Here is a 17,807-nt window from a genome sequence, read left to right on the forward strand (position 1 = left end):
CTGAGCCTAATCTTTTTTGTATTTGTCAAGAACTTGGGATTGCAGTATCCTAAAGTAAAAGGGGAAACCATGGATCACCACAACGATTTGAGTGGAAACAAGGAGGACGAGGACCATGCTGAGAATTAAAGAGGACCTGTGCAAGAAGTGCCGCATCTGTATGAAAAACTGCCCCATCGAAGCGATCGTCGCCGGAGAAGAGAACGGCCAGAAGTATGTGCGCATCACGGATAAGTGCGTGGAGTGCAACATCTGCCGCCGTGTATGCCCCTTCGGCGTGATCGAAAACGACGAACAGACCGAGGGCATCGTGCAGTGCTCTTCCTGCTCTGTCCAGTGCAAGATCCCCGTTGGGTCTACCGGCGCCTGCAAGCGCTACACCAATGAGGGCGGCAAGCTGGTGCGCAACCGCGCACTGGTGGTGGAGCCCCTGCCCCAGGTAGAGGTGGATGAGAAGATCCGCAAGCCCATCATCACCGCCGTGGGCGCAGGCACCAACTATCCCTGCATCCGGCCCGCCCCCCACATCGTCTGCGAGAAGCGGGACGGCGTGGACGTGGTCACCACCGTCACCGAGGCGCCCCTGAGCTACAGCGGCGTTCTGGTGAAGCTGGACACCAATACATACATCGGCGAAGAAGGCGCCACGGTCTATTGCGAGGGCAAGCCCGTGGGCATGGTCCAGACCGAGGAATACGGCTCCAAAATGGTCTATGTGGGCGGCGCCAACCGCCTGACCGCCAAGGACGGCGGCTTTGCCACCGCCCGCACCATCTGCGCCCTGGCCAACGGCGAGGAAGTGGAGCTGACGGTCAAGACCGAGGATAAAAAGGCCATCAAGATCCGCTGCCAGCAGGGCAAGGCCCCTGTCATCAACGGCGTGGAGGAGCAGACCATGCGCATCGGCTGCGGCAGCGCCACCATCGGCCTGCTGGCGGACATCATGAAGGAGAGCGTGGACGAGTGCATCGTCATCGACCACCACGTCACCGGATTGTTCAGCGAGCACCTGGCTGGCCGTGAGGTCGGCATGAAGTGGTCCGGCGTCATTCCCAATGCCACCAAGAGCACGGTGGGCCGGTACTTCGGCGGCCACGGCGACGGCATCGGCGGCACGGTGCTGCAGACGCCCCGGGACGCCATCAAGAGCGTCGACATGTCCGTTGCCCACGCCGGCATGACCATCCTGGTCACCAACACCACCGGCGAGATCGCCGCCCTGTTCGAGGTCCAGGAGGACGGCGACGTCAAGGAGATCCCCATGACTGAGAAGGCCGCCAAGGTGGCCAAGACCATCCAGGAGAACTGCCAGAGATCCACGACCAGCGTTCTGTACTGCGGCGGCACCGGCGGCTCCGCCCGGGGCGGCGTGTGCAAGCACCCCGTTGCCATCACCGAGGCGGTCCACGACGGCCGCGCCCGGCTGACCATCGGCGGCGCTCCCGCGTTCGTCTATCCCGGCGGCGGCATCAACTTCATGGTGGACACCGCCAAGGTGATCAACAAGGCCTTCACCTGGGTGCCCACTCCCGCCACTGTGGCCCCCGTGGAGTACACCATGACCAAGGCCGACTATGAGAAGATCGGCGGCCACATGGATCAGATCAAAAACGTCGAGGACTTCCCGGAGTACCGGAAATAACCGTGAGTGAATATTTGCACGAGCTGCCTGACGGGCGGGTATTCGTGGACTATGGACCCACGTCCATGGTGATCACGGCCCGCCGGCAGGGCGCCCCGGCCGTGGACCTGGCGAAAGCGGCCTTCCCGCTGATCCAGGACGCGCTGGGGGAGATCGCCAAGGCCCTGTCCGTTCTGCGGCAGTATCCCGGGGAGGGAGACTTCTCCCAATTGGAGGGACTGCCGCGGGTCATGGCCGAGGCGGTGCTGGCCACCGGCGAGGAGACGCTGACCCCCATGGCGGCGGTGGCCGGTACGGTGGCCGACGCGGTGGCCGACTGGATCTTCGCCCAGGGAGCGGAATTTGTGGCCGTGAACAACGGCGGGGACGTGGCGCTCCGCCTGGGACCCGGCCAGCAGATGCGGATGGGCATCCTTCCGGACCTGAACGGGAGCATCTCCCAGGTCGTCACCCTGCGGGCGGAGGACGGCATCGGCGGCGTCTGCACCAGCGGCTTGGGCGGGCGGAGCCTGACCCGGGGCATCGCAAACTCTGTGACAGTGTTTTCCCACCGCTGCGCCCTGGCGGATGCCTGTGCCACCCACATCGCCAACTGCTCCTACATCGACTCCCCCCGGGTGCACACGTGCCTTGCCGGAGAGCTGGAACCGGAGAGCGACATCGCCGCCCTCCGCATCGTCCGGCAGGTGGAGGCCCTGGAGGAGCGGGAGATCCGGCAGGGTCTGGAGCAGGTCCACCAGGAGGCCCTGCGGCAGCTGGAGCGCGGGAACCTCGTCTCTGCGGCGGCGGATATCCAGGGCCTGCAGCTGTGGGTGCCGGAGCCGCTGAACAACACCTGAAACACCCCAGGGCGGCCGACGTCCAGGGTAATTCAAAATAAGGAGAACGCAGCTATGAAAATTGGATTTATCGGTCTTGGCCGTATGGGCAAGCATATGGCGACCAATGTGGTCAAGGCTGGCTTTGATACCTATGTCAACGATCTGGTCCCCGCGCTGGTGGAGCAGCTGGTGGCGCTGGGCGCCAAGCACTGCCCCACCAACCAGGCGCTGGCCGCCGAGGTGGACGTGGCCTTCACCATGCTGCCCAACGGCGCCATCGTGGAGAGCGTGATGTGCGGCCCCGAGGGCGTGCTGGCCGCCTGCAAGCCCGGCACCATCATCGTGGATATGTCCTCCGTGGCCCCCGCCACCACCCAGAAGATGGCGAAGATCGCCGCCGAGAAGGGCGTGAAGTACATCGACGCCCCTGTCAGCGGCGGCACCGTGGGCGCCGAGGCCGGCACCCTGACCATCATGGTGGGCGCTGACGATGAGACCTTCGCCAAGGTGGAGCCCGTTCTGCAGGCCATCGGTAAGCGCATCCACCACATCGGCGGTGTGGGCATGGGCGACGCCATGAAGATCGTCAACAACATGCTGCTGGGCGCCAACATGGCCTCCCTGGCGGAGGCGCTGGTCCTGGGCGCCAAGTGCGGTCTGGACCCCGACACCATGTACGATATCATCAGCACCTCCTCCGGCAACAGCTACGCCCTGACCGCGAAGATGAAGAAATTCGTGATGGCCGACGCCTTTGAACCCGGCTTTGCCCTGGATGTCCAGTACAAGGACCTGACCCTGGCCCAGGAGGCCAGCCGCACCACCCACGTGCCCATCCCCATGTCCAACACCTGCATCTCTGTGTATGAGCAGGCCCGGGCCGCCGGCCTTGGCGGCGAGGACATGTCCGCGGTGATCAAGGTCTGGGAGAAGCTGTGCGGCGTTGAGATCCGCGCCCCCAAGGAAAACTGATCCCCCCTGCCGCGAGCGGCGGCAGAAACTAAATTGATAGAAGGGAAATCCACACATGAAGCCATTTGATTTTTATGCGCCTACGACTGTGGATGAGGCTCTTGAGCTGATGCACAAGTATCAGGACAGCGTTTCCGTCATCGCCGGCGGAACGGACCTGGTCCTGGAGCTGAACGAGTACAAAGCCGCTCCAGCAGTCGTGATCGATCTGAAGCAGATCAAAGAGCTGGACTACATCCGCGTGGAGGACGGTGTGCTCCGCATCGGCGCCATGGCGACTCACGCCAGTCTGGCGGCGGACCAGACCATCAAGGAAAAGGTCCGCATCCTGTACGAAGCCACCCGTCAGGTGGGCTCTCCCCAGATCCGGAACCTGGGCACCATCGGCGGCAATATCGCCCAGTCCTCCGTGGCGGGCGACGGCCTGGCGGCCTGCGTGACGCTGAACGCCGACGTGACGCTGCGCAGCGTCCGGGGCACCCGCACCATGAACATCAACGACTTCCTGGCCGGAGAGGGCGCCCAGAAGCGCAATATCCTGGCTGCGGATGAACTGCTGACGGAGATCTCCTTCCCCGTCCCCGATACGAAGCATACCGCCACCGCCTTTTACAAGCTGGCCAAGCGCAAGTCCCTGGCCATCAGCGTCATCGGCGGCTGCATGGTGGTCACCGTGGACGATAACGGCGTCTGCACCCACGTCTCCATGCGGGGCGGCGCGCTGGGACGGTATCCCATGCACTTCGCCACCTGTGAGGAGCATCTGCTGGGCAAGAAGCTGACCTACGCCACCATGCTGGAGACCCTGCCCATTATGCACGACCAGATCCTGGAGGCCAACCGCTCCCGTCCCTGGTCCGTGTTTTACAAGAAAGAGGGCGCCCAGGGCGTTTACAAGAAGCTGTTCGCGGATGTCCTGGGACAGCTGGGCATTGAGGAGGTGCAGGAATGAACAAGATCACAGTACATTGCACGGTGAACCACAAGCCTGTGGTTGTGGAGACCGCCCCCAATAAGCGCCTGCTGGATATGCTGCGGGAGGACCTGAACCTGACCAGCGTCAAGGAGGGCTGCAGCGAGGGCGAGTGCGGCGCCTGCACCGTGATCTTCAACGGCGAGACAGTGACCAGCTGCTGCGTGCTGGCCGGTCAGGCCGAGGGCGCTGACATCGTCACCCTGGAGGGTATCAGCGTGGACGGCAAGCCCGACGTGGTGCAGCAGGCATTCATGGACACGGGCGCTGTCCAGTGCGGCTTCTGCACACCTGGCATGATCCTCACCGCCGAGGTGCTGCTGGCCAAGAATCCGGACCCCACGGAAGAGGAGGTCAAGCAGGCCATGAGCGGCAACCTGTGCCGCTGCACCGGCTATGCCAAGATCGTCGAAGCCGTACTGCTGGCTGCTGAGAGAAAGAGAAAGGAGGCGTAAGCATGAAGGACTATGCCGTTCTCGCGCAGGACCACGTAAAAGTTGACGCGCTGGAAAAGGTGCTGGGCACCGCAAAATTCGCGGCGGACTACAAGATGCCCAACATGCTTTACGGCGGTGTGTTTCGCAGCACCGTACCCCACGCCTATATCAAAAAGCTGAACATGGATAAGGCCCGGGCCCTGCCCGGTGTGGCCTGTGTGCTGGACCACACCGCCATCCCCGGCAAGAACCGCTTCGGCATCATCTTCAAGGATGAGCCCTGCCTGGTGGATGACAAGGTCCGCCGGTATGGCGACGCCATCGCCGTGGTGGCGGCGGAGACCCCGGAGCTGGTGCACGAGGCTCTGGACCTGATCGAGGTGGAATATGAGGAGCTGGAAGCTGTTTCCACCTTCGAGCGGGCCATGGAGGAGGATTCTCCCAAGGTCCACGGCGACACCAATGTCAACGTGACAAAGCATCTGGAATACGGCAATGTGGACGAGGCGTGGGAAAAGTGCGACGTCATCGTGGAGAACACCTACACCACCCACATCCTGTCCCACATGTTCATCGAGCCCGACGCGGGCATCGCCTATCTGGATGAGCAGGGCGTTATGAACGTGATCGTCTCCACCCAGAACGCCCACTATGACCGCAACGAGGTGGCGGCGATGCTGGGCGTGCCCCAGAACCGCGTCCGTGTGAAGCAGGCCGTCACCGGCGGCGGCTTCGGCGGCAAGCTGGATATCAGCGTGCAGCTGCACTGTGCGCTGCTGGCGCTGTATACCAAGCGCCCGGTGAAGATGGTCCGCTCCCGCACGGAGTCCACTATGGTCTCCTCCAAGCGCCATCCTATGACCATGAAGTGCAAGACCGGCGCCACCAAGGACGGCAAGCTGGTGGCGGTGGACTGCTACATGACCTGCGACGCCGGTGCGTACAGCTCCTATGCCCCCGCGGTCATCGGCCGCGCGCCGGTGCATATCGTGGGCCCCTACGAATGCCCCAATGTTCGCTGCCATGCGGTGTTCGCCTATACCAACAACCCCATGTGCGGCGCGTTCCGCGGCTTCGGCGTGCCCCAGGCCGCCGTGTGCCATGAGGGACAGATGACCGCCCTGGCAAAGGCGCTGCATATGGACCCGCTGGAGATCCGGATGATCAACGCCCACCGCGTGGGCTCCGTGATCCCCACCGGACAGGAGCTGACGGAGAGCGTCGGCTTCCTGGATACGCTGACACAGGCACGTGACAAGGCCGCGGAGGTTATGCCCGAGGCTTTGGAACGCCTGCAAGAGACGGAATAAGGGAGGACTTGATATGAAAAGAAGAGGAACAGGCGTCGGCTGTATGTTCTACGGCGTCGGCAATACCGGTCTTCCCAATCCCGCCGCTGCATTTGTGCAGGTGCTGCCGGATACCAGCGTCCATGTGACGGTGGGTGCGGCGGATATCGGGCAGGGCTCCTCCACCATGGCGGCCTCCGTGGCCGCGGAGACGCTGGGCCTGAACTATGAGGATATCCAGGTGAGCTGGGCGGACACCATGTACGCCCCCGAGGGCGGCGCCACCTCCGCCAGCCGCCAGACCTTTATCACCGGCAACGCGGTGAAGAACGCCTGCCAGACGGCCATGGGCGAGCTGAAGCGCACCGCCTCCGAGGAACTGAATGTCCCCGAGGAGGACCTGGTCTTCCGCAAGCGGGAGATCTACAGCAGCAAGGATGAGTCCATCCGGATGACCTATCCCGCGCTGATGGCAGCCATGGGCAAAAAGGGCCGTCTGGCGGTGGGCGCCGGCTACTACAACCCCAAGACCACCTATCTGAACCCCGCGGACATGTCCGGCGTCCCCTATGAGCTGTACTCTTACGCCACCTGCATCCTGGAGGTGGAGGTGGACACCGATACCGGCGAGGTCTCCCTGCTCAAAGCGGTCTCTGCCCACGACGTGGGCACCCCCATCGGCATCAAGCTGGTGGAGGGCCAGATCGAGGGCGGCACCGCCATGGGCACCGGCTTTGTCATCAGCGAGAAGATCGATATCGACCCCAAGACCCTGGCCATCAAAAATCCCACGCTGTCCAAGTACATCATCGAGACCAGCATGGACGTCCCTGTGGTGTATCCCATCGTGGTCAGCAGCGAGGGTGAGGCCGGTCCCTTCGGCGCCAAGGGCGTCGGCGAGCCGGCACTGATCCCCAGCATCCCCGCCACCGTCGCGGCCATCAACGACGCGATCGGCAGCAATTTCACCTCCACGCCCATCTTCCCCGCCGACATCGTGAAGGCCTGGAAGGAAAAGCAGGAGACCCAAGGTTAAAAGTACTTTTCCCTAAGGGTGCTTTCAACATAACTCATGGCCCGCCGGAACGCGGCGGGGCCCGCCAGAGGCAGCCCTGCGTACCCGCGCCTCTAGTACCTTTACTGTCATGCAAAGATACCAAGAAACGCGTATTGAGGGAGGAATTTAATTATGTCAAACACCACTACTGAATTGACCGGCTGGAAGAAGTATTGCAAAGAGCAGAACATTGAGTTCTCTGTTCAGCGGATCCTGATCGACGGTCTGGGCGGCATGGCCCACGGCCTGTTCGCGTCCCTGCTGATCGGCACGATCTTCAGCACCATCGGCGTATATCTCTTTGACCTGAATTACAGCATCTGGGGCCAGGAGTTCGCGCTGCTGGTCGACTCCAAGACCTTTGCCTACGCTGTGCAGGGCGCGGCAATGGCCGGCGCTATCGCCTACTCCATGAAGGCGCCGCCCTTTGTCATCTACTCCTGCCTGGCAGTCGGCTATGCCACCAACTCTCTTGGCGGCGCCGGCGGCCCCTTGGCCGTGTTCTTTGTGACGCTGATCGCTGTGTTCCTGGGCAAGCTGGTCTCCAAGCGGACCCCTGTGGACCTGATCGTCACTCCCACTGTCACCATCGTGGGCGGCGTATTCGTTGCCACGCTGATCGCACCCCCCATTGGCGCTGCCGCCAGCTGGCTGGGCAACATCATCATGTGGGCCACCAACCAGCAGCCCTTCCTGATGGGCATCCTGGTCGCCGCCATCATGGGCATCGTGCTGACTCTGCCCATCAGCTCCGCCGCAATCTGCGCCGCTCTGGGCCTGGTGGGCCTGGCCGGCGGCGCTGCCGTGGCCGGCTGCTGCGCCCACATGGTGGGCTTTGCCGTGGCCTCCTATCGTGAGAACGGCATCAATGGCCTGACTGCCCAGGGCATCGGCACCTCCATGCTCCAGGTCCCGAACCTGGTCCGCAAGCCGGTCCTGTGGCTCCCCGCTGTTGTGGCCTCGGTGGTCAACGGCCCCATTGCCACTTGCCTCTTCAAGCTGAAGATGAACGGCGCGGCCATCTCCTCCGGCATGGGCACCTGCGGCTTTGTCGGCCCCATCGGTGTCATCACCGGCTGGATCAATCCCTCTGAGGCCGCTGCGGCCCAGGGTGAAGTCGCCTACTCTGCCGGCGCTTTTGACTGGATCGGCCTGATCATCATTTCCATCATTGTCCCCGCCGTTGTTGCCTGGCTCACCTCTGAGTTCATGCGCAAGAAGGGCATGATTCAGGAAGGCGACTATAAGCTGGACCTGTAAGTGACCCCGCGCCGCCTATCCGAAGAGTCTCTGGAAAGAGATTGGCGGAACATCATCGACTGTGCGGAATGGCTGCACGCAGGCATTTGAGTTATCATACCGCCGCCCGCTCCCGGCGCTGAATCGCCGGGAGCGGGGGAGGACGGTACTTAGGGAAAAAGGTCTCGTCCGGCATCCGGCCGGATACAGGGGGACGAGCACCCTGGAAGTTCATCTATTGTATTTGGCAAATGCTCCGTTGGTAGATCTGACAGAGGAGTTGCAAATAATGAATTGCCGCGCAGACTGCGGCAGAAGGGAGTTCAATCATGGCAACATTAGTAATCAAGAACATTGGAACCATCGTTTCCGGTGACATTACGAAGCCTATTCTCGAGGGCAGCGTCATCGTGGTGGAGGACAATCTGATCTCCGCTATCGGCGGCGAGGAGCTCCTCGCTAACATTGGGGACGCGACTGTGGTCGATGCCAACGGAACCACCGTCACCCCCGGCCTGTGGGATACCCACGTGCATGTTACCACTGCCGACGGTTACGGCACCCGCCAGAAGACCTTCGGCTTCATTGAAAGCGCCAAGAACGGCGGCGTGACCACTATGATCTCCGCCGGTGAGTGCCACTTCCCCGGCCGTCCCAAGGACCCCGCCGGCACCAAGGCCCTGGCTGTTGTGGGCCACAAGAGCTTCGCCAACGCCAAGCCCGCCGGCGTGAAGGTCGAGGGCGGCGCCCTGATCATGGAAAAGGGCCTGGTGGAGAAGGACTTTGAGGACCTGTCCAAGGAAGGCGTTTGGGTCGTCGGCGAGATCGGCCTGGGCTCCGTCAACAATCCCGAGCTGGCTGCTCCCATGGTGGAGTGGGCCCACAAGTACGGCTTCAAGGTGCAGATGCACACCGGCGGCACCTCCATCCCCGGCAGCTCCACTGTTACCGCTGACGACGTGATCAAGACCAAGCCCGATGTGGTCTCCCACATCAACGGCGGCCCCACCGCCATCCCCGAGCATGAGGTGGACCGCATCATGGACGAGACTCCCTTCGCCATGGAGATCGTGCAGTGCGGCAACCCCAAGATTGCTACTTACGTGCTGAAGCGCGCCACCGAGAAGGGCCAGCTGGGCCGTGTCATCTTCGGTAACGACGCTCCCTCCGGCACCGGCATCATCCCCCTGGGCATCATGCGCAACATCTCCTTCGCTGCCTCCATGGGCGGCATCGAGCCCGCTGTCGCTGTTGCCATGGCCACCGGCAACCCCGCGAAGGTCTATGACCGCCTGAACCGCGGCACCATCGCCGTTGGCAAGGAAGCCGACCTGCTGATTATGGACGCCCCCATGGGCTCTGTGGCTGACGACGCTCTGGGCGCTTTCGCCGCCGGCGACCTGCCCGGCCTGAGCTATGTCATCATCGATGGCAAGATCAACGTCAAGAAGAGCAGCAACACGCCCCCCGCCAAGAGAAAGCCCTGCTAAGACCGTATCCAGTCTGATTGGATTGAGAGTTTGATATTATTAAAATAGGAGGAATTATCATGAAAGAACCCAAGATTCGCAAGATCGTTACCAACCTGGAAGAGATCTATCTCGAAGGCGGCGCTGATATGCCCGTTGAGAACGGCGACAAGAAGTGCCTGAAGACCGTCTCTGTGGCGGCCGTCATCAAGAATCCGTATGCCGGCAAGTGGCAGGAGGACCTGAGCGAGCTGACCGAGTACGGTGAGTACCTGGGCGACCTGCTGACCCGCAAGGGCGCTGAGCTGCTGGGCGCTGAGAACGTCGAGACCTACGGCAAGGGCTGCATCGTCGGCACCGACGGCGAGCTGGAGCATTCCTCCGCCATGCTGCATCCCAAGGCCGGCAAGACCATCCGCGCGGCCATCGGCGGCGGCAAGTCCATCATCCCCTCCAACGAGAAGGTCGCCGGCATCGGCGCTTCCCTGGACATCTCCATCCACTTCAAGGATGCCGCTTTCGTCCGCACCCATTACGGCTCCGTCGAGGTCTCTGTCCCCGATGCTCCCAGAGCTGACGAGATTATCATGGCTGTGGTCCTGACCGACGGCGGCCGTCCCCATGCCACTGTGAACGGCGTTGGCCGTATCGGTGGCCTGCAGAAGTCTGAGGCCAAGTGCGAGGACGGCCAGCGCTGATTGGCACGCCCTTTGCGGACATCATCCTGACACTGACATAAAAAGGCGCCTCCTGCTGTGGCAGGAGGCGCCTTTTTGTCGTTTTTCCAGGGCGCCGACTGTGTCTCTCTTAAGAAATGCCGGAGCCGTTTTCCAATGCGCTCATGCTCTTTTTGAACTGGACGGCAAACATGGATGCGGTGGTGCAGACGGCCAGGAAGTCCGCCACCGGCTCCGCCAGAAAGACGGCGAAGGCTTTGTCGGCAAAGAAGAGGGGCAGGATGTAGATCAGGGGGATCAGGAGGATGACCTTCCGCAGGACCGCCAGAAACAGGGAGGTCTTAGCATTTCCCAGGGCGACAAAGGTCTGCTGGCAGGCGACCTGGATGCCGAAGATGCCGGTGGCGGCCATGTAGATGCGGATGGCCCAGGCGGCATATTCCACCAAGGCGGGATTGTTGTTGAAGATGAGCGCGAAGGAGCGGGGGAACAGCTGCACCAGCGCCCACAGCGACAGGGAGTAGGCCAGGCAGGCCCGCAGCAGGCAGCGGAAGGCATCCCGCACCCGCTGGGCATTTTGGGCGCCGAAGTTGTAGCTGATGATGGGCTGGGACCCCTGGGTCAGGCCGTGGAGGGGCATCATGGCAAACTGCATGACGCTGGTCAGCACCGTCATGGCGCCCACGGCGATATCCCCGCCGTATTTCAGCAGGGAGGAATTGAAGCACACGGCGATCAGGCTCTCTGTGGACTGCATGATAAAGGGCGACAGGCCCAGGGCCAGACAGGGCAGAAAAATGGCGGGCACAGGCCGCAGATACGCCTTCCGCAGATGCCAGCGGGTCTTGGGTCCGGTGAGGAACCGCAGCACCCAGACAGCGGACACCGCCTGGGAGAGGATGGTGGCCAGCGCAGCGCCCCGGACGCCCATCCCAAAGGCGAAGATGAAGATGGGGTCCAGCACGGTATTCAGACCCGCGCCGATGAGCACGGTCTTCATGCTGACGGAGGTAAAGCCCTGGGCGGTGATATAGGCGTTCATGCCCAGGGTCATTTGGACGAAGAGGGTGCCCATGGAGTAGATGCGCATATAGTCCAGCGCGTAGCCGATGGTGTTGGGGCTGGCGCCGAAGGTCAGCAGCAGCGGCTCCGCGAAGAGCTGAAAGACCAGTGTCAGCACCAGTGAGACCAACAGCAGCAGCGTGAAGCTGTTGCCCATGATGCGCTCCGACTCCTGCGGATTGCCCCGCCCCTCCTGGATGGAGGCCCGGGGGGCGCCGCCCATGGCCAGCAGTGCCGCGAAGGCGGAGATCACCATGATGACCGGCAGGCACACGCCCACGCCGGTGAGGGCCAGCTTGCCCACGGTGTCCACAGGCTGCATGTGGCCGATGTACACCCGGTCCACCAGGTTGTAGAGCATATTAACGATTTGAGAAGTGATGGTGGGCAAAGACAGAGAAAACAGCAGCTTTCCCACGCTGCCGCTGCCCAGATCCACATTCTTTTGTTTCATACAGAGACCTCCTCCGCCAAACGGGCGCCATTTTCCAAAAGTGTTTCCAGCAGACTGTGGAGCAGGGCTTCCTGCTCCGGCGTCAGTCCGGACAGCAGGCGCCGCCCGCAGGCGGCCTGAATGGCCTGACACTCCCGGGCCAGGGGAAGTCCCTCCCCCGTGATGGCCAGGTGGACGACGCGGCGGTCCCCGCTGTCCGGCGCGCGGGCCAGCAGGCCCTCCGCCGCCAGAAGCTCCACAGCCTGGGAGACCTGGGATTTGGAGATGCCCCGGAACTCCGTCACATCCCGGGCGGTGTCATAGTCCGGATTGTTGACCAGAAACAGCAATACATGGACCTCGCGCATGGTGAGCCCGGTCCTGGCCAGAAGCGGAGAGAATTGACGGGCGTAAAATTTCTCCAGCTGACGGGAGAACTGCAAGATGCGGGAATAGTTGAACGACATGGCCGCCTCCAAAAGTTCCTGAAAAAATGGTTTTAAAAAGAACTATTTGCAGGATACTACCGAATGGATGGGATGTCAAGACGGCGGAAACACTTTTTTACATTGACAAATGCGCGGTATAGCGGTATGATAGGAATATGATATTCAAAACCAGATTATAAGGAGCGGCGTATGACTTGGAATATTGTGAGTGACAGCAGCTGCGATCTGCGGATGAGCGACTTTGAAAGCGCCCGCGTGCGCTTTGAGACCGTGCCCCTGCGGCTTCAGGTGGGCGACCTGGAGTTTCTGGACAACGACGACCTGGAGATCCCGGAGCTGCTGACGGCCATGGCGGCGGAAAAGAGCGCCTCTTCCACGGCCTGCCCGTCTCCCGCGGCCTTTGCCCGGGCCTTTGAAAAGGGCGACCGGACCATTTGCTTTACCATCTCCTCCAACCTGTCCGGCACCTATAACGCGGCGGTGATGGGCCGGGACATGGTGCTGGAGGAGCACCCGGAGAAGAAGGTCTGCGTCATTGATTCCAAGGCCACCGCCGGAGCTATGGTCCTGCTGATCCGCAAGGCCAGGGAGCTGATGGAGGCGGATACCGAGGACGACTTTGAGGGCATCTGCAGCCAGCTGCGGATCTATCAGGCGGCGCTGCGCACCTGCTTCACGCTGGAGAATTTCGACAACCTCATCAAAAACGGCCGGATGCGGCCCCTGGTGGGCACGCTGCTCCACACCCTGGGCATCCATGTCATCGCCGACGCCACGCCCCAGGGCACCATCCATGTGGCCGACAAGGCCCGGGGCGAGGTCAAAACCTACAAGGCCATCACGGCCCTGATGAAGGCCAGCAAGGACTGCACTGACGCGGAGGTGGTCATCTCCCACTGTGAGAATCTTGCGGCCGCCCTGAAGCTGAAGGAACAGATCCTGGCGGACCTGCCGGTCAAGGCGGTGGAGATCATTCCCTGCCGGGGCCTGACCAGCTTTTACGCCATGGAAAAGGGCCTGATCCTGGGCTATTAAGTCTCGAAAAAGAACGCCGCCGGCACTGCCGGCGGCGTTCTTTTTGGGGAGAATGTCAGCGGAACAGGACAGGGGCGCCGCCGTAGGGAGCCATTTCCAGGCGGATGAAGAAGCCCTGGTCATGGCTGCAGACAGGGCAGGACTTGGGGGCCTGCAGGCCCTCCTGGATATGGCCGCAGTTCAGGCACATCCAGCCGCACTTTGTGTCGGAGACAAAGAGCTTGCCCGCCTCCAGCAGGTCTGCGAACTGACCGAAGCGGTTGCCGTGGGTCTGCTCGATCTTGGCGATCTGCTGGAAGGAGGCGGCGACCTGGGGGAATCCCTCCTCCTTGGCGGTGTCGGCAAAGGAGTTGTAGACCGGGTCGAACTTCTCGTACTCGTTGTGCTGGGCGCGGCGCAGCAGCTGCACCACATCATTGGTGATGTCCACCGGATAGCTGCCGTCGATGGCAATGGTCTCCCCGGCCATCTCCTTCATGTGGTTGTAAAAAATCTCCGCGTGCTCCTTTTCCTGCCCGGCGGTGAACTGGAACACCGCCTCCAGCACATGCAGCTCCTGCTTTTTGCACAGGGAGGCGGCAAAGGTGTAGCGGTTGCGGGCCTGGCTCTCACCGGCGAAGGCGCGCATCAGGTTTTTCAGAGTCTCGCTGTTTTTGAATTCCACAGACATTGGAAGGACCTCCTGTTTGGCGTGATGTGGATATTCTTCCCAAAAACTTCAAATCTATACAAAAGAGGCCCCCGCACAGTGTGCGGGGGCTTGTCCGGTCATGCCTTGGGCAGCTGATATTTTTTCAGCTCCCGGTCCAGGTCGGCGGTGAAGTCGCCGGCGGTCTTGATGTCGTGGAGGTAGGCGTGGCGGTCCAGATGGCGGTTCTGCTCCTCAATGACGCAGACAGCGATGTTGGAGCAGTGGTCGGAGACGCGCTCGAAATTGGTCAGCAGGTCACTGAGGACAAATCCCAGCTGAATGGTGCAGTCTCCGGTCTGGAGGCGCTGGATGTGGCGCAGGCGGATCTCCTCAATGAGCTGGTCGATGGTCTCCTCCAGGGGCTCCACAGACCTGGCGGCGCTGGGATCATCGGCCTGGAAGCAGCCGAAGGCGGCGCTCATGATCTCTTCCAAGGCGTTGATCAGGACCTGAAGCTCCGCCTCGGCGCTCTTGGAGAAGCGAAGGCCCTTTTCGTGCAGTTCCCGGGCGGACTCCTGCAGGTTCAGGGCGTGGTCGCCGATGCGCTCAAAGTCGCCGATGGCGTGGAGCAGGCGGGAGACCGTGCGGATGTCGTCCATGGACACGCCGTGCTGGGAGATCTCCACCAGATAGCTGCCCAGGCGGTCCTCATAGATGTCCAGCTTGTCCTCATTTTGAAGGATCTCAGATTCCCGTGCATCACTGTAATCAGACAACTGCTGGATGGCGTGGAGGATATTTTCGTGGGCCAGGGCGCCCATCTGGTTGGTCATGGCAACGCATTCGCTGATGGCGACGCCGGGCGTCCGCAGCAGCAGGGGATCCAGGAAGGCGAACTGCTCGGCCTGGGATTCGCTCCGGACCAGTCTCCGCGCCAGCTTTTCCAGCTGGCGGGAGAACGGCAGGAGCAGAAGGGTGGTCAGGACGTTGAACACCGTGTGGCAGAAGGCGATGCCCACCGCGCCCACGGCGGAGGTCATGAAGGGGAAGTGGAAGATGACGTGGCCGCCGTAGAAGAGGATCAGGAAGATCACCGTGCCAAAGACGTTGAAGGAGATGTGGATGACAGCCACCCGCTTGGCGTTCCGGTTGACGCCGATGGAGGAGATCAGGGCCGTCACGCAGGTACCGATGTTCTGTCCCATGATGATGGGGATGGCCATGCCGTATGTAATGGAGCCGGTGAGGGCCAGCGCCTGGAGGATGCCCACCGACGCGGCGGAGGACTGGATGACGCCGGTGAACACCGCGCCCACCAGCACGCCCAGGATGGGATTGTTGAAGGCGGTCAGCAGGCTGGCGAACTCCGGCAGGTCCGCCAGGGGACTGACGGCGTTTTTCATCAGCTCCATGCCGTACATCAGGATGGAAAAGCCCACCATGATGCGGCCGATGTCCCGGCGGCGCTGTTTTTTGGACCCCATGATGAGGATGATGCCCGCCAGGGCGATGAGGGGGGAGAAATTCTCCGGCTTCAGGAGGTTGACGAACACACTCTCGCTCTCAATGCCCGTCAGGGACAGGATCCACGCCGTCAGCGTGGTGCCGATGTTGGACCCCATGATGACGCCGATGGTCTGCCCCAGCTCCATCACGCCGGAGTTCACCAGGCCCACCAGCATGACGGTCATGGCGGAGGAGGACTGGATGGCGATGGTGATGCCCGCGCCCAGCAGCAGGCTTTTAAAGGGATTGGAGGTCATGCGTTTCAGGGTGCGTTCCAGCTTGCCGCCGGCCATTTTTTCCAGGCTCTTGGACATGGTGGTCATGCCGTAGAGAAAAAACGCCAGGCCGCCGCAAAGGGTAAAGACGGAAAAGATATCCATGCTCATGCTCCTTTATCGTTTCTCCGGCCTGTGGCTTCAGCCGGATGCAGAGAACTCTATGCCGCCCCAATATTATATATGTTTTGAAACGCATTGAGAAGTCAGCAGAACGCCGAAACGCAAAATTTGCGTAAAATTTTAGGTATTATGCAATATGCAACAAAATAAAACTATACATAATAGACAAAAACTGCAAACGTTTGCTGCAAGAAAGGCAGCGCCAGTCTTGGCGCTGCCTGTAAAAGACCGGTCAGAGGGACTCCGTCCAGAAGGCCCGCACGCCGTCCGCAGTCCGGCGTCCGGCAAAGTAGCCAATCTGCCACAGGGCGCGGATGACCTCCATGTCTTTTTCCGTCCGGGAACAGCCCAGGGTGTCCTCCGGCGCGATGACCAGGACCTTCCCCTCCTTTTCCAGGGCGAACAGGGCTTCCCGGCTGGCGTTGTACACGTCGGCCCGGCGGCGCATGGTCTCCACAAAGGCGGGATACTTGCGGAAGGCGCTGGCCAGGGCGCGAATGGTGCGGTCCGTTTTCTTGCAGTAGTCCCGCTCCCGGGTCAGGACCACCACCACGCGGTCGCAGCCCACGTCAAAGGCCCGCTGCCAGGGGATGGGGTCGGCGCAGCCGCCGTCCAGATAGGGCTGGCCGTCCAGGCGGATGGCCGGAAACATCAGCGGAATGGCGCAGGTGGCCTGAAGCAGGAGGTTGTGGCCGTCATGCCGGGGGACCGGGAGATACTCCGCCGCGCCGGTGTTCAGATTCGTGACCACCGCCTCCACCGTGCCGGGATAGGCCTCAAAGGCGTCATAGTCAAAGGGGACCAGCTCGTTGGGGATGGTCTCGTAGGCAAATTTCAGACCGAAGTAGGAGCGGTTTTTGGGGTTTACAAAGTTCCGCCAGCCCATGTAGCGGCGGTCGTTGGCGTAGGTCGTCACCAGCTTCAGATTTCTCCGGCTCTGGCGGGAGAGGTAGCTGACGCCGTAGGCGATGCCGGCGGAGACGCCTACGGTGTAGTCCGGCATAGGCAGCTCCGCGTCCAGAAAGGCGTCGCACACGCCGGAGGAGAAAATGGTCCGCAGGGCACCGCCCTCCAGGACCAAACCGGTTTTCATAGAAGGTCACTTCCTTAAAAAATTTTTCGTTTGCAATTCCAGCATTGCATCCATGGTAAAAATATTTGCTAAAATTTGAAAAGTGGATGGAACTGTATGGCGGCCACCGTGTACGCCAAGAGATCCTGCAGTGTCACAGGCGGCGTACGCTACAGATAAAAATTTTACAATTGTTTCTAACCAGTCACAAGTTTAACAAAAAAGCGTGTTAAAATCAACGCAGTTCATAGAAAAATTAGGGAGATCTCTTGAATGTGCAAACATATCGATTTCAACATAGAGGCTACCCGGTGGCTGATCGCCCACTGGAAGGAATGCGAAATCATGTGCGGTGTCAAACCGGCCGATTCCACCTGCTGCTGGCAGATCGCTGACACACTGAAGGCAACCGGCTTTCAGGAGTTGTCCCAGCTAATGGTAGTACGGGCGCTGCTGCTGGAAGAGCTGGAAAAGACGGAGCCGGACAGGATCGTGGGGGCTTCTGACGCATGCAAAGAATCTGTTAAGAACGGCGCTATCCCCTTGTAACCGGCAAATTTTGCATGGTATATTAATAATAATATGCATTCTGGGCGATAGGAGGTGATGGCATTGCGGAGCGGACTGCACCGGCGCTGGCGGGAG

17 protein-coding genes are annotated in these 17,807 nt (G+C 61.3%); 12 read left to right on the forward strand and 5 right to left on the reverse strand.

Going from position 1 to position 17,807, the window contains the following annotated elements; translation table 11 throughout:
- Window positions 1–115: 115 nt before the first annotated feature.
- From Q0Z71_RS04835 to Q0Z71_RS04880, 10 genes are all read left to right on the forward strand, one after another.
- Window positions 116–1,642, forward strand: coding sequence for a 4Fe-4S binding protein (locus tag Q0Z71_RS04835; RefSeq protein ID WP_298019058.1), 1,527 nt, complete (start codon window positions 116–118; stop codon window positions 1,640–1,642).
- Between the two features lie 2 nt (window positions 1,643–1,644).
- The gene (locus Q0Z71_RS04840) at window positions 1,645–2,481 is read left to right on the forward strand and encodes a UPF0280 family protein (RefSeq protein ID WP_298019061.1); all 837 of its coding nucleotides are present in this window, start codon (window positions 1,645–1,647) and stop codon (window positions 2,479–2,481) included.
- A gap of 30 nt (window positions 2,482–2,511) precedes the next feature.
- Window positions 2,512–3,435, forward strand: coding sequence for an NAD(P)-dependent oxidoreductase (locus Q0Z71_RS04845; RefSeq protein WP_363316682.1), 924 nt, complete (start codon window positions 2,512–2,514; stop codon window positions 3,433–3,435).
- 55 nt (window positions 3,436–3,490) lie between these two features.
- Window positions 3,491–4,387, forward strand: a complete 897-nt coding sequence (locus Q0Z71_RS04850; protein WP_298019067.1) for a xanthine dehydrogenase family protein subunit M — start codon at window positions 3,491–3,493, stop codon at window positions 4,385–4,387.
- Window positions 4,384–4,863 carry a (2Fe-2S)-binding protein gene (locus tag Q0Z71_RS04855; RefSeq protein ID WP_298019070.1) on the forward strand — a complete coding sequence of 160 codons (480 nt, stop codon included), beginning with the start codon at window positions 4,384–4,386 and terminating at the stop codon, window positions 4,861–4,863. The genes Q0Z71_RS04850 and Q0Z71_RS04855 overlap by 4 nt, the downstream gene beginning before the upstream one ends.
- A 2-nt stretch (window positions 4,864–4,865) precedes the next feature.
- Window positions 4,866–6,155, forward strand: a complete 1,290-nt coding sequence (locus Q0Z71_RS04860) for a xanthine dehydrogenase family protein molybdopterin-binding subunit (protein ID WP_298019073.1) — start codon at window positions 4,866–4,868, stop codon at window positions 6,153–6,155.
- A 13-nt stretch (window positions 6,156–6,168) separates the two neighbouring features.
- Window positions 6,169–7,170: a xanthine dehydrogenase family protein molybdopterin-binding subunit gene (locus Q0Z71_RS04865; protein ID WP_298019076.1), complete on the forward strand. Its 1,002-nt coding sequence runs from the start codon at window positions 6,169–6,171 to the stop codon at window positions 7,168–7,170.
- Between the two features lie 153 nt (window positions 7,171–7,323).
- On the forward strand, window positions 7,324–8,451 hold the full coding sequence (locus tag Q0Z71_RS04870) for a PTS transporter subunit IIC (RefSeq protein ID WP_298019081.1): 1,128 nt from the start codon (window positions 7,324–7,326) through the stop codon (window positions 8,449–8,451).
- Window positions 8,452–8,759: 308 nt separating this feature from the next.
- The gene (locus tag Q0Z71_RS04875) at window positions 8,760–9,920 is read left to right on the forward strand and encodes an amidohydrolase family protein (protein ID WP_298019084.1); all 1,161 of its coding nucleotides are present in this window, start codon (window positions 8,760–8,762) and stop codon (window positions 9,918–9,920) included.
- Between the two features lie 59 nt (window positions 9,921–9,979).
- The gene (locus Q0Z71_RS04880) at window positions 9,980–10,597 is read left to right on the forward strand and encodes an amino acid synthesis family protein (protein ID WP_298019087.1); all 618 of its coding nucleotides are present in this window, start codon (window positions 9,980–9,982) and stop codon (window positions 10,595–10,597) included.
- A gap of 109 nt (window positions 10,598–10,706) precedes the next feature.
- On the opposite strand, the gene Q0Z71_RS04885 is transcribed toward Q0Z71_RS04880, so the two are convergent.
- Together Q0Z71_RS04885 and Q0Z71_RS04890 are read right to left on the reverse strand one after the other, a co-directional pair.
- Window positions 10,707–12,092, reverse strand: a complete 1,386-nt coding sequence (locus tag Q0Z71_RS04885; RefSeq protein WP_298019090.1) for an MATE family efflux transporter — start codon at window positions 12,090–12,092, stop codon at window positions 10,707–10,709.
- Complete coding sequence (locus Q0Z71_RS04890; RefSeq protein ID WP_298019093.1) at window positions 12,089–12,538, reverse strand: MarR family winged helix-turn-helix transcriptional regulator; 450 nt, start codon at window positions 12,536–12,538, stop codon at window positions 12,089–12,091. The genes Q0Z71_RS04885 and Q0Z71_RS04890 overlap by 4 nt, the downstream gene beginning before the upstream one ends.
- 171 nt (window positions 12,539–12,709) lie before the next feature.
- Between Q0Z71_RS04890 and Q0Z71_RS04895 the strand changes: the two genes are divergently transcribed.
- Window positions 12,710–13,555 (forward strand): DegV family protein, encoded by an 846-nt coding sequence (locus Q0Z71_RS04895; protein ID WP_298019096.1) that lies wholly within the window; start codon window positions 12,710–12,712, stop codon window positions 13,553–13,555.
- Between the two features lie 55 nt (window positions 13,556–13,610).
- On the opposite strand, the gene rbr is transcribed toward Q0Z71_RS04895, so the two are convergent.
- The 3 genes from rbr to Q0Z71_RS04910 form a co-directional block, all read right to left on the reverse strand.
- Entirely contained in the window at window positions 13,611–14,225 is a 615-nt protein-coding gene (gene rbr / locus Q0Z71_RS04900; RefSeq protein WP_298019099.1) for a rubrerythrin, read from the reverse strand.
- A gap of 98 nt (window positions 14,226–14,323) precedes the next feature.
- The gene (locus tag Q0Z71_RS04905) at window positions 14,324–16,072 is read right to left on the reverse strand and encodes a Na/Pi cotransporter family protein (protein WP_298019102.1); all 1,749 of its coding nucleotides are present in this window, start codon (window positions 16,070–16,072) and stop codon (window positions 14,324–14,326) included.
- A 250-nt stretch (window positions 16,073–16,322) separates the two neighbouring features.
- A complete protein-coding gene (locus Q0Z71_RS04910; RefSeq protein WP_298019105.1) occupies window positions 16,323–17,183 on the reverse strand; it encodes a patatin family protein in 861 nt (286 codons plus the stop codon).
- Window positions 17,184–17,435: 252 nt separating this feature from the next.
- Here Q0Z71_RS04910 and Q0Z71_RS04915 point away from each other — a divergent pair, with 252 nt between their 5' ends.
- Window positions 17,436–17,711, forward strand: a complete 276-nt coding sequence (locus tag Q0Z71_RS04915) for a hypothetical protein (RefSeq protein ID WP_298019108.1) — start codon at window positions 17,436–17,438, stop codon at window positions 17,709–17,711.
- Window positions 17,712–17,807 lie beyond the last annotated feature (96 nt).

The organism is uncultured Dysosmobacter sp. (assembly GCF_947631635.1).
Classification (GTDB): Bacteria; Bacillota; Clostridia; order Oscillospirales; family Oscillospiraceae; genus Oscillibacter.

Bases quoted from the DNA above. Each gene is read 5' to 3' on its own strand.
- Q0Z71_RS04835 (WP_298019058.1), top strand. From the start codon at position 116: ATGCTGAGAATTAAAGAGGACCTGTGCAAGAAGTGCCGCATCTGTATG.
- Q0Z71_RS04850 (WP_298019067.1), top strand. From the start codon at position 3,491: ATGAAGCCATTTGATTTTTATGCGCCTACGACTGTGGATGAGGCTCTT.
- Q0Z71_RS04855 (WP_298019070.1), top strand. From the start codon at position 4,384: ATGAACAAGATCACAGTACATTGCACGGTGAACCACAAGCCTGTGGTT.
- Q0Z71_RS04860 (WP_298019073.1), top strand. From the start codon at position 4,866: ATGAAGGACTATGCCGTTCTCGCGCAGGACCACGTAAAAGTTGACGCG.
- Q0Z71_RS04865 (WP_298019076.1), top strand. From the start codon at position 6,169: ATGAAAAGAAGAGGAACAGGCGTCGGCTGTATGTTCTACGGCGTCGGC.
- Q0Z71_RS04870 (WP_298019081.1), top strand. From the start codon at position 7,324: ATGTCAAACACCACTACTGAATTGACCGGCTGGAAGAAGTATTGCAAA.
- Q0Z71_RS04875 (WP_298019084.1), top strand. From the start codon at position 8,760: ATGGCAACATTAGTAATCAAGAACATTGGAACCATCGTTTCCGGTGAC.
- Q0Z71_RS04880 (WP_298019087.1), top strand. From the start codon at position 9,980: ATGAAAGAACCCAAGATTCGCAAGATCGTTACCAACCTGGAAGAGATC.
- Q0Z71_RS04885 (WP_298019090.1), bottom strand. From the start codon at position 12,092: ATGAAACAAAAGAATGTGGATCTGGGCAGCGGCAGCGTGGGAAAGCTG.
- Q0Z71_RS04890 (WP_298019093.1), bottom strand. From the start codon at position 12,538: ATGTCGTTCAACTATTCCCGCATCTTGCAGTTCTCCCGTCAGCTGGAG.
- Q0Z71_RS04895 (WP_298019096.1), top strand. From the start codon at position 12,710: ATGACTTGGAATATTGTGAGTGACAGCAGCTGCGATCTGCGGATGAGC.
- rbr (WP_298019099.1), bottom strand. From the start codon at position 14,225: ATGTCTGTGGAATTCAAAAACAGCGAGACTCTGAAAAACCTGATGCGC.
- Q0Z71_RS04905 (WP_298019102.1), bottom strand. From the start codon at position 16,072: ATGGATATCTTTTCCGTCTTTACCCTTTGCGGCGGCCTGGCGTTTTTT.
- Q0Z71_RS04910 (WP_298019105.1), bottom strand. From the start codon at position 17,183: ATGAAAACCGGTTTGGTCCTGGAGGGCGGTGCCCTGCGGACCATTTTC.
- Q0Z71_RS04915 (WP_298019108.1), top strand. From the start codon at position 17,436: ATGTGCAAACATATCGATTTCAACATAGAGGCTACCCGGTGGCTGATC.